This is a genomic window from Halalkalibacter lacteus (genome assembly GCF_036663595.1).
Classification (GTDB): Bacteria; Bacillota; Bacilli; order Bacillales; family Bacillaceae_D; genus Halalkalibacter; species Halalkalibacter lacteus.
Genome location: NZ_JAWRVL010000037.1, coordinates 1 through 11,485, shown reverse-complemented (window position 1 = coordinate 11,485; position 11,485 = coordinate 1). Strand labels below are relative to the sequence as shown.

The 11,485-nt window shown below is 38.8% G+C and carries 8 protein-coding genes; all 8 read right to left on the bottom strand.

Translation table 11 applies throughout. From position 1 onward, the window contains the following. Positions 1-385 precede the first annotated feature (385 nt). On the bottom strand, positions 386-1,747 hold the full coding sequence (locus tag SAZ04_RS19065; RefSeq protein WP_332698247.1) for an aspartate aminotransferase family protein: 1,362 nt from the start codon (positions 1,745-1,747) through the stop codon (positions 386-388). 92 nt (positions 1,748-1,839) lie between these two features. Further along, positions 1,840-3,306 (bottom strand): CoA-acylating methylmalonate-semialdehyde dehydrogenase, encoded by a 1,467-nt coding sequence (locus SAZ04_RS19060; RefSeq protein WP_332698244.1) that lies wholly within the window; start codon positions 3,304-3,306, stop codon positions 1,840-1,842. Between the two features lie 390 nt (positions 3,307-3,696). Then, entirely contained in the window at positions 3,697-3,924 is a 228-nt protein-coding gene (locus tag SAZ04_RS19055; protein WP_332698241.1) for a hypothetical protein, read from the bottom strand. 21 nt (positions 3,925-3,945) lie between these two features. Further along, on the bottom strand, positions 3,946-5,412 hold the full coding sequence (locus SAZ04_RS19050) for an NCS1 family transporter (protein ID WP_332698238.1): 1,467 nt from the start codon (positions 5,410-5,412) through the stop codon (positions 3,946-3,948). 133 nt (positions 5,413-5,545) lie between these two features. Continuing rightward, positions 5,546-6,967: a dihydropyrimidinase gene (hydA, locus tag SAZ04_RS19045; RefSeq protein ID WP_332698235.1), complete on the bottom strand. Its 1,422-nt coding sequence runs from the start codon at positions 6,965-6,967 to the stop codon at positions 5,546-5,548. A 15-nt stretch (positions 6,968-6,982) separates the two neighbouring features. Beyond that, positions 6,983-8,269, bottom strand: coding sequence for an NAD-dependent dihydropyrimidine dehydrogenase subunit PreA (preA, locus tag SAZ04_RS19040; protein WP_332698232.1), 1,287 nt, complete (start codon positions 8,267-8,269; stop codon positions 6,983-6,985). A 32-nt stretch (positions 8,270-8,301) separates the two neighbouring features. Next, positions 8,302-9,675 carry an NAD(P)-dependent oxidoreductase gene (locus SAZ04_RS19035; protein WP_332698229.1) on the bottom strand — a complete coding sequence of 458 codons (1,374 nt, stop codon included), beginning with the start codon at positions 9,673-9,675 and terminating at the stop codon, positions 8,302-8,304. 101 nt (positions 9,676-9,776) lie between these two features. Next, positions 9,777-10,667, bottom strand: coding sequence for a nitrilase-related carbon-nitrogen hydrolase (locus SAZ04_RS19030; RefSeq protein ID WP_332698226.1), 891 nt, complete (start codon positions 10,665-10,667; stop codon positions 9,777-9,779). Between the last annotated feature and the right edge of the window lie 818 nt (positions 10,668-11,485).

Here is an 11,485-nt window from a genome sequence, read left to right as displayed (position 1 = left end):
TTGATTTAAAGATAAGTTTAATTTGAATGTTCAGCCTATAACGAGCTAGTTAAATCTACAGGTTTGACATTCAAACTTTTTATTAATGCAATGCTAATGTAATTATACAAAAATGTACCCTTTAAGTAGACTTTTTTAAGTGTCTACTTTATAAGGCTGTCATTGGGGGGTTAGAAAACGTAATTTACAATGTTAACGCATTTCCAATATAAAAAGCCCAATTTCTCAGGTATTAAAATTGAGAAATTGGGCTTTTCGTTACTCTATTAACAAACGCATGATTGTTGAAAAAAATATCCAAATGGCTGCGCTCATTTACTTAGAGACTTCTCTTTAACAGAGAAAAGAAGTACATGATGACACCTAGATCGTTTTTCTTTCATTACTAATCATCATTTACTTCATAAAGTGCATCTTTTAACGTCTGAATGAGAAAAGTTAGATCTTTCTCTTCAATATTTAAAGGCGGAGCTAACGTTAATACGTTATTATAGCCCGCAACAGTAGCCCCATTCTTCCCAATAATAACTCCCTTTTGTTTACATGAAGCAATCACTTGATTTACAATGCTTACATCAATTGGGACCTTCGTTTCTTTATCAGCTACCAATTCTATTCCAATAAGTAGACCTTTGCCACGTACGTCACCAACAATTGGGTGATTTTGTAAAAGGTTACTCAACTCATTTTTCAAACGCTCTCCCAACTGTTTGGAGCGTTCATATAATTTTTCGTTTTCCATAATTTCAAGATTCTTTAGTGCTAGTGCACACGCTGCTGGATTTCCACCAAATGTATTAACGTGCCGAAAATAATCATATTGGTCTGACCCTTTAAAAGCATTATATATTTCTCTTCTTACAGCTGTTGCTGATAACGGTAGATACCCACTCGTAATCCCTTTAGCCATCGTAATGATATCTGGCTTCACTCCATAGTTCATAAAACCAAAGGCTTCTCCTGTTCGACCGAAACCGCAAATGACTTCATCGACAATAAGCAATGCACCGTGCTTCTCACAGATTTCCTTAACTGCGGACATATAACCATCAGGCGGAATGAGAACTCCTCCTCCTGTAATGATCGGCTCCATTATAACTCCGGCAATTGTATCACTTAACTCCCACGTCATTACACGATCAATCTCTCGCACGGACTCTAGTTCCGAAGGGTCATCGTTTGGTTGGTCAGTAGATCGATATAAATCTGGCGGTGTAACATGAATGAAACCAGATGCTAACGGTTCGTACTTGTATTTTCTTTCTGCCTGGCCAGTTGCAGCAAGTGCTCCCATTGTATTACCGTGATACCCACGATATCTTGAGATGAATTTATTACGGTGAGAATCACCTTTTTGTTGGTGATATTGTCGAACGATTTTAAAAGCAGTTTCATTAGCTTCTGAACCACTATTGGAAAAGAAAATGATATACTCATCGCCGAGCATTTCATTTAATTTTTCCCCGAGTTTAATAGCTGGCAAATGACTTTGAGTCAGAGGAAAATAAGCTAAATCCTTTAATTGCTCATAAGCCGCTTCAGCTAATTCCGTACGTCCATATCCTATATTCACACACCATAGTCCTGACATTGCATCTAGGTATTTATTTCCTTCATTATCTTCTATCCATACTCCCTCTGCTTTAGTTATAACCATTGTTGCGTTAGGATTATAAGGTTTCATCGAATGCCAAACATATTTCTCATCTTTTGTAAGAGCTTCATTGTTCTGGTTCGTCCTTTCCATTGCCACTCCTCCTCCCAACTTCAAAAGAAAAATCCACAAAAACCGTAGCAGCCCACCAATCTTCTACTAGTAATCAACCATTCAACTTTTTCCTAGAAATCATATCTTGATGTAATCATTTTCTTTCGTGTGAAAAAGTTTACTCCGTCCTTACCATTGACATGAAGGTCGCCGTAGAATGAATCCTTCCATCCGGAGAACGGGAAGAACGCCATTGTTGCTGGTACACCGACATTAATCCCGAGCATTCCTGCATCTGCTTCTTCACGGAATTGGCGGATTGCTTTTGCATCTTTCGTATAAATCGTAGCTCCATTCCCGTATTTAGACTTTCTAATGTATTCTAAGCCTTCATCTAAATCCTCTGCTCGAAGCAAGCTTAGTACAGGTGCAAAGATTTCATCTGTTGCAATTGTCATATCCGGTGTTACATGATCAAAGATCGTTGGACCTAAGAAATTGCCACCTTTCATTTCTTCCATTTCTATTCGCCCATCACGAATAAGAGAAGCTCCCTCTTCCACGCCTTTTACAATATAGTCCAACACTTTTGTACGGTGTGACTCACGAATGACGGGAGTTAGAAGAACCTCATCGTCTAATCCATTTCCGATAATTAATTCATCAGCTCTAGCCCTTAGTTCGCTGACAAATGCTTCGCCGTCTCCAACAACAACGACCGCACTACATGCCATACAACGTTGTCCCGCACTTCCATAAGCCGATGTAACAATATGATTAACAGCTTTTGCAACATCTGCATCGGGCATAACAATGTGATGGTTCTTAGCTCCAGCAAGCGCTTGAACGCGCTTGCCATTCGTAGCTGCTCGTTCATACACGTATTTTGCTACTGGCTGTGAGCCAACAAAGGAAATAGCTTTAACATCTTCGTGGTCAAGTAAGCCATTTACCACATCATGAGCCCCATGAACGACGTTTAGTACACCAGCAGGAGCACCAGCTTGAGTAAACAACTCAGCCAGTTTATTCGCTAACATCGGCGTTCTTTCCGATGGCTTTAATATAAACGTATTTCCGCATGCAATTGCGAGCGGAAACATCCATAATGGAACCATCATTGGAAAGTTAAATGGTGTTATTCCTCCGACTACTCCTAATGGATAACGGAACATTTCCGAATCAATATCCTCAGCAATCCCAGATAACGTCTCACCCATCATTAATGTCGGTGCCCCACTTGCAAATTCAACACATTCTATTCCCCGTTGCACTTCTCCATGTGCCTCTTTAAACGCTTTTCCATTTTCTTGAACGATAAGCTTTGCAAGTTCATCATGATGATCTGATAGCAATGTATGATATTTAAAAAAGATTCTTGCTCGCTTCGGTACCGGGGTCTTCTTCCATGTGATAAAAGCTTCGTTTGCAGCATTTACAGCCTGATCAACATCTACTTTTGCTGATATAGGCACTGTCGCAACTATTTCACCTGTTGCTGGGTTAGGGACCTCTAATGTATTCCTACTACTCGATTCTACCCATTCTCCATTTATAAAATTTTTCAGGAGATTTGTTTGTTTTTTTATCAGTGCCATAATCCTTGCCTCCTACTTTTGTTTTTTATTTTCCGCTTGTTTCCATTATCCCTCATTTTGTAAACGTGTTTATTAGACACTATGTCAAATAACTAAGTGGAAATACTCCACATTATGAACAGTGATTGTTTTTAAAACAACGTGTGAAGCCATTTCCCTTCTTCCAGTAATCAAAATACCTCGACGAAACCTTCAAACGGCTTGAAGCGACATTCGAATTTTATAAATTCTTAAAAAAAGCACGAAAAAACTAAGATTCTCGTACTTACATTTCATTATTCGATACTTGTGTGTTATTTTCTGTTGTATTTAAGTAGTCATAAGCAAGAAACATAAATTCAATCACTAATCGCTTTTCTGAATTCATGAAGTCTCTTCCAAGAAGGGTTTCTATTTATTTTGTATAATCATGATTGAACTAAAGTATTTTCTAGCATCAGCGCTTTTAATGTGTAATCGTTCTACCGGTTCTTTATAACCAGATGAGTCGGGAGTCTTTAATTCAAATTCAACAAATGCACCGCTTAGATTTTCTGTAACAGCTTTAATCTGATAGCCTTGTTCGATCAAAAAGTCGATTTTTTCTCTCTCTGCAATAAACTCCTTGTACTCAGACATGTGCAAACCTCCTCCATTTCTCTAATTATTGTCCGTAACATCAGACTCGACTAAAGGTTCATCCTCATTTATATTCCAGTCTCTGCCGACAGTAATTCCTAAAAACTTTTCATCACTCGGGTCTTCAATTTCAGACTGTTTGTATTTTACGAACCACCAATACTTTGCAAGGAAATAATAGGCTGTCAAACCAACGACAAACCCGACAACAAACGAATAGTTGGATAAAAGGTACGCTGCTGTTCCACCTAAAACAAACGCTATAAAACCAGCTAAATTAAAACCGTTTAAATATTTGTATTGACCTTCTTCCCTATATAAATCTGGGACATTTACTCGACGCTTACGAATAAGATAGTAATCGGCAACTAAGATTCCTACAATGGCCGATAAAATTCCGCCGACAATTAGTAAAGCCGGAATGATGATACCAAACAAACTCCATGGTTGAACAAGGGAACCAATCAGACCTGCGGCTACTACCCCTGCCCAGAATGGCACTTTTGGTCCACCTACGTTTGAAAATATAGTTGCCGCTGGAATTAAATTCGCTGAAATATTGGTTGACCACTGTGCAAAGACGATCATTAGTAAAAGCACCCCTAATATTAAGCCGCTAGCAGCTTGCTGAAGGGCAACGACTGGATCGTAATTAGCAACGGCAATGTAGGAGACCCCACCAATGATAACCATAAAGGTTTGTGTTAATGGTAGAGCTATTAGACTCCCGACAATTTGTGATTTATTACGTTTAACCCAGCTTCTTTCAAGTTTCGGAGCTTTAATAAAGCGAGAAATCGACGGCATATCTGCTGCTAACGTTCCCCAAAAACCCATATTACTCATAATGACGACGATAAATGCAGTTATCGCAGCACCGCCTGTTACAGGATTTTCTATCCAAGCCCAAACGTCTCGACCTTCTGCTAATGCTTTATCCGCTAGAGTCAAATACATCCACCCTGAAATAATAATGATAACAGGTGCCGCGAAGTCTGCGAAACGTTCAACCGCTTTAATTCCGAGTGACGTATTAACGATTTGAAGCGTCGCAAAAATTAAGAAACAGACAAACCAGTTATCAAAACCAAACAAAACAAATAAGATTCCATTCATTGCTGTTGAACCAAAGTACGTATTAATCCCAAACCAACAAGAAGCAACAAATCCACGAATAACAGAAGGAATATGAGTTCCAATTGTACCAAATGGAGCCCTTAGATAAACAGGAAAGGACAGACCATGCTCAACACCGATATCACCAGTCATAGTCATAAAGAGACCTATGGCTACAGATCCAATAATGGTTGCTAAAACTACCCAGCCGAGGGAGAGATTTTGCACACCAGACCCGCCAATTGCAAAAGCAGCTAAAACGACGGCCATCCCAACCCAAATGAACGCAAACCCAAACGTTCCTATCTTTTTCTCATTATGTGGAATCGGCAATAAATCCGGAGACTTTAAATGACTTTGGTTTCCCTTCATGGTATCACCCTTTCGTCATTATTTTTTTCGGAATGTTCCGTTACTAATAGGAGGATGAATTTTGGGCTTTGTACTTTGTTTTTAGACAATTGCTCAACCTTTTTTCACTAAGGTCAAGCAATTGTTATTTGGATTACATCGTTAATTTATCGCTTTGATTAGTTTCAATTGTGGCCGAATTATATCTTGCTCGTTTAAGATAGTGACCTTGCCCTAGCTTACCTACAAACTGCTTGTCACGAATGACAAATTCACCACGAGATAACACCGATACTGGCTCTCCTGTTACTTTTATCCCTTCAAATGGATTATAATCGGCAGCCATATGGTGGGTCTTGGCAGATATGGTTCTCTCAACACTCGGATCAAAAATTACAATATCTGCATCAGCTCCGACAGCAATTGTTCCCTTTTGTGGATATAAACCAAACAGTTTTGCAATTCGTGTAGACGTAATGTCAACAAATTGGTTTAAGGAGATTCGACCTTTTTTTACTCCCTCAGAAAAGAGAATACTCACTCGATCTTCAATGATTGGCCCGCCATTAGGAATTTTTGTAAAGTCTCCTTTCCCTAAATCCTTTTGTCCTTTGAAATCAAAAGAGCATTGGTCAGATCCTAATGTTTGTAAATCACCATTTTTTAACGCGTTCCATAAAATTTCTTGATGCCATTTTTCCCTGAGTGGTGGTGACCATACATACTTAGCACCTTCAAAATCAGGTTTTTCTAAATAGGTTCGGTCAAGCACTAAATATTGCGGACACGTTTCCCCCCATACGTCATATCCTTTCCTTCGCGCTTCAGCAATTTTCTCAACGGCTTCAGCACAGGAGACATGAACGACATATAGCTGTGAATCTGCTAAGCCGGTTAACTGTGTAGCTCTTCCAGTTGCTTCCCCTTCCACCTCTGGCGGTCTAGTAAGTGCATGATAGATTGGGTCCGTTTTTCCTTCTTCCAATGCCTTATTTATTAAATATTCAATCACGTCCCCATTTTCTGCGTGAACCATAACTAATCCGCCAAGCTCTTTTGCCGCAACTAATGTACGAAACAGTGTTCCATCATCGGCTTGAAAGACATTTTTATAGGCCATAAATACTTTAAACGATGTAATCCCTTCTTCGTCCATGACGACTGGTAATTGCTCTAGGACGTCATCATTCATTTCACCTATCATAAGATGAAATCCATAGTCAATGACCGCTTTGTCCTTTGACTTTGCATGCCATGTTTGAATCGCATTTTTCAGGGGCTCTCCTTTATTCGTTAAACAGAAATCAATAACCGTTGTTGTTCCACCAAATGCTGCCGCAATCGTCCCTGTTTCAAAATCATCCTTTGAAACCGTTCCGCCAAATGGCATTTCAAGATGAGTATGAGGATCAATCCCCCCTGGAAAAACATAGCACCCTTTGGCATCAACTACTTCTGCTCCACCTACGGATAAATCTCGCCCAATGATAGAAATCTTTCCATTCTCAATAAGTAAATCAGCTTGATACGTGTCCGTTGCCGTTACAATGATTCCGTTTTTAATGATTTTCTTCATGATTAACCCTCCTATTTACTTTCCTACATCTACTTGACGACTTTGTACTGAACCAATCGCAGCTTGACGTTCATTCCATGTCATTGGCGGGTGTTCACTTTGAAGTTCAATCATGTCAATTGCTCCATCAACAGGACAAACGATCGAACATAGATTACAGCCTACACAATCCTCTTCATTCACTTTTAAATAACCTTTGCCGTTTTCGTCTTTTAACATATCGATACACTGATGTGATGTATCCTCACACGCAATATGACACTTATTACAATTAATACACACATCGTTGTTAATTTTAGCGACTACTTTATAATTTAGATCTAAATTGCCCCAATCAGAGTATCGTTGAACTGATTTTCCAACAATTCCGTCAATTGATGGGATACCTTTTTCATCCAAATAATTGGAAAGACCTTCGATCATATCTTCTACAATCCTGAATCCATGGTGCATGGCTGCTGTACAAATTTGTACTCCTGTTGCACCCATCAATAAATATTCAACGGTATCTTTCCAATTGGAGATACCTCCAATGCCTGAAATTGGCACATTAATACGAGGGTTACGTGCACATTCTGCAACCATGTTTAGAGCAATTGGTTTAACCGCTGGCCCACAATAACCACCATGAGCACCTTTGCCAGCAACATGTGGAATCGTGTTCCATGTATCGATATCCACCCCCATTAAACTGTTAATTGTGTTAATCATACTAATGGCATCTGCGCCGCCTTGAACCGCGGCTTCTGCCGTAACAGTAATGTCCGTAATATTGGGCGTAAGCTTAACAATAACAGGCGTTTGTGCCACTTCTTTTACCCAATACGTTTGCTTTTCTACTAATTCTGGAACTTGACCAGAAGCAGACCCCATGCCACGCTCTGCCATTCCATGTGGACAGCCAAAATTAAGCTCAAGACCGTCAACACCTATATCCTCTACACGTTTTACAATTTCATGCCATTTTTCCTGTTTTGGTTCAACCATTAATGACGCAATAATGGCATGGTCTGGAAATCTCTTTTTTGTTTCATAAATCTCTTTCAAATTCACTTCAAGCGGACGGTCTGTAATAAGCTCAATATTATTAAAACCGGCTACTTTTTGTCCATTAAAGCTAACTGCAGCAAAGCGTGAAGAAACATTCAAAATCGGATCTCCTAATGTTTTCCAAACAGCACCTCCCCAGCCAGCGTCAAATGCCCGTTGAACTTGGTAGCCAGAATTAGTTGGAGGAGCCGAAGCCAACCAAAATGGATTCGGTGATTTAATTCCTGCAAGGTTTATTCGTAGATCAGCCATATTTACCCTCCTCGTTTTATACCCGATAATCTTTACGCAGTTTCTGTTGTTTTTTTAAATAATTGCTTATGAATGGCATACGCAGTATCCTTCCCTTGCTGAGCTGCGGAAACAACCATCGCTTCGCCCTGTCCTTTACCAAAAATAACATCTCCACATGCAAATATTTTTTCATTAGATGTTTGGAACGTCTCTTGATTTATTTTCACGACGCCCCCGTCATGTTCCAAGCCAAACTGGTCGATCAATTGAATGTAACGAGATTGTCCAATAGCTTTAATGACGGCGTCTACTTGTAAAGTAAACTCAGAGCCTTTTACGGGCACCGGACGACGTCGACCATCTTCATTTGGCTCTGCTAACTCCATTTTGATACACTCCATTGCTTTCACTTTGCCATTTTCATCACCTATGATTTTTTTTGGAGCCATTAACCAACGGAATTCAACGCCATCTTGCTTTGCAAATTCATACTCAAAGTCATAAGCCGTCATTTCTTCTTCTGTTCTTCGGTACAATATCTTAACATTTTCAGCTCCAAGGCGAACAGAACATGTTGCACCGTCAATGGCCGTGTTTCCAGCACCAATAACGACAGCACGCTTTCCTACTAAATGATCAGAGATATTGTTTGATTTAGTCGTTTTTACAAATTCAATTGCATCATATACACCGTCTAAATCTTCTCCCTCAATGCCGAGCTTAGGCACGCTTGACATCCCAATCGCTAAGACAACAGCGTTATAGTTTTCCATCAGCTCTTTTACGGAAACATCTTTTCCCACTCTTGTATTTGTTCGTATCTCTACATCTAAACTTTTCACCTGATCGACTTCCCAGAAAGAAATAGCTTGAGGCAATCGGAAAGAAACAATTCCATACGTATTTAGTCCGCCAGCTTCCTTTTCCGCTTCAAAAATGGTTACTTGATATCCTAATAACGCGAGTTCTCGAGCAGCAGATAAACCAGCAGGTCCTCCACCGACAATCGCTACGGTTTTTCCATTTTTCTGACCAGCTTTAAATAATAATTGATCATTTTTCATTGCCCAATCCGTTGCATAGCGCTGCAAGTTACCAATCATAATCGGTTTCGTAGAATGATTGAGAACACAGGCCCCTTCACAAAGTTCCTCTGTTGGACATACGCGCGCACAGCTTGCTCCTATTGGGTTTGATATCATAATTGTTTTTGCAGAACCTTTTACGTTTCCAGATGCGATCTTTTTAATAAACGAGGGGATATCAATTCCAGTAGGACAAGCGGTAATACAGGGAGCATCGTAGCAATATAAACATCGGTTAGCCTCTTCAATCGCTTCTTGATTTGATAGGCCAAGATGAACTTCTTGAAAGTTTTTCTTTAAATCATATAACGATAGTTGCGTTTTGCTGTTGTTATTCAATAGAAATGCCTCCTTTACCAAATAGATACTATTTTCAAAAATAGGATTTTACATAGATATAAATTACTTTCAATCTATGTAAAACCCATTAAATTATGATTTTACGGAAGAAGAGAAGTCATTTCTTCGTAAGTCTCCGGACGGCGGTCACGATAAAATTGCCACGTGTCTCTTACTTCACGTATTAGCTTTTTATTCATTTCACCAATGACCACTTCATCTTCGTCCCGGCTTCCGATAGAGACGAAGCTTCCTTTTGGATCGACTAAATACGATTGTCCATAGAACTCACCCATATTCCAAGGTCTTTCTACTCCAACACGATTGATCGCTCCAACATAATAGCCATTTGCTACTGCATGTGCTGGTTGCTCTAGCTTCCAAAGGTACTCTGATAAACCAGCCACAGTTGCTGAAGGATTGAATACAATTTCAGCTCCTTTTAATCCTAGTAATCTAGCACCCTCTGGAAAATGTCGATCATAACAAATATAGACACCAACTTTGGCAAATGCAGTATCAAACACTGGATAGCCTAAGTTTCCTGGTTTGAAGTAGTATTTCTCCCAGAATCCGTGTCCTTCATTACCAACTCCGACTTGAGGGATATGTTGCTTACGATATTTGCCAAGATAAGAACCATCTGCGTCAATAACAGCTGCTGTATTATAATAAGTTGCAATACCTTCGCGCTCATATATGGGTAGAACAATAACAACCCCTAATTCCTTTGCTAAGTTTTGAAAGCGTCTCGTTGTAGGACCATTCGGGATTTCTTCTGCTGCATCATACCATTTTGATTTTTGCTCACAGCAAAAATATGGTCCATAGAAAATTTCTTGTAAACAAACGATTTGAGCCCCTTTATCTTTTGCGTCTTTTACTAACTTGATATGTTTCTCAATCGCTTTTTCCTTATGAACCTCAACAGGCTCATCCCCATGTACATCATTAGAAGCTTGAATGAGTCCTATTTTTACCGTATCTGACATAATCATTCCTCCTTAATATTTCAATATATTTATAGAAGAAACTCTATAGTAAGATGACATCTCCTACTAATAGTGAGTTCATCAACAATTTTATATAGCGTTAAATCATCATCCCTTCGTCTAAAAAAATCAATATGTAAGCGTTTCCTATAATGATTTTGAATAGGTTTTCTTTCTATTAATGACTTACTAATGTACCTCCCTGCAGAAATTTGAGTTAATTGTACTTTTAATGATAGGCTAATGCACTATACATAGTGTTAAATAGTCACATTCAATTATTTATCAATCTGTAAAATATCGTTTTGCATAGTGAGTTATTGAACATTATGATTACTATCTAGAAGTCTTAACTCAAGTCAATAAGGAACTACTACAGTTATAACATAGAATATGTGCGAAAATTGCAAAAATATGGATGCGATTTTTAATAATTATTGTTCATCACTCTTTCTGATTTACTACCTTTCAGTGAGCATTCCAATTACTAGCTCTTCTCGTCGATAAAGATCATCTAATTCCTCACTTTTTTCTAATGAGGAAACGTAAAATCATGGCAGACTTTCCTATAATTCAAAGTTATCCTTCTTGGCTCCTTTTTACTAATGAAAAGCTACCCCTAGATTTTACAAAAAAAATAAATGGTTAACCTCATAATTTGCAAAGTAAACCTAAAATAAAAAAATCACGTTATGTATAAATAACGTGACAGGCTGTTGAGAAAGTGTTCTCAACAGCCTGTTTTTTTGTTTTTAAATCCGATTATTCAAATGGATATAGTATAATATAGATAATTAAACGTGAGGTGATCCAAATGT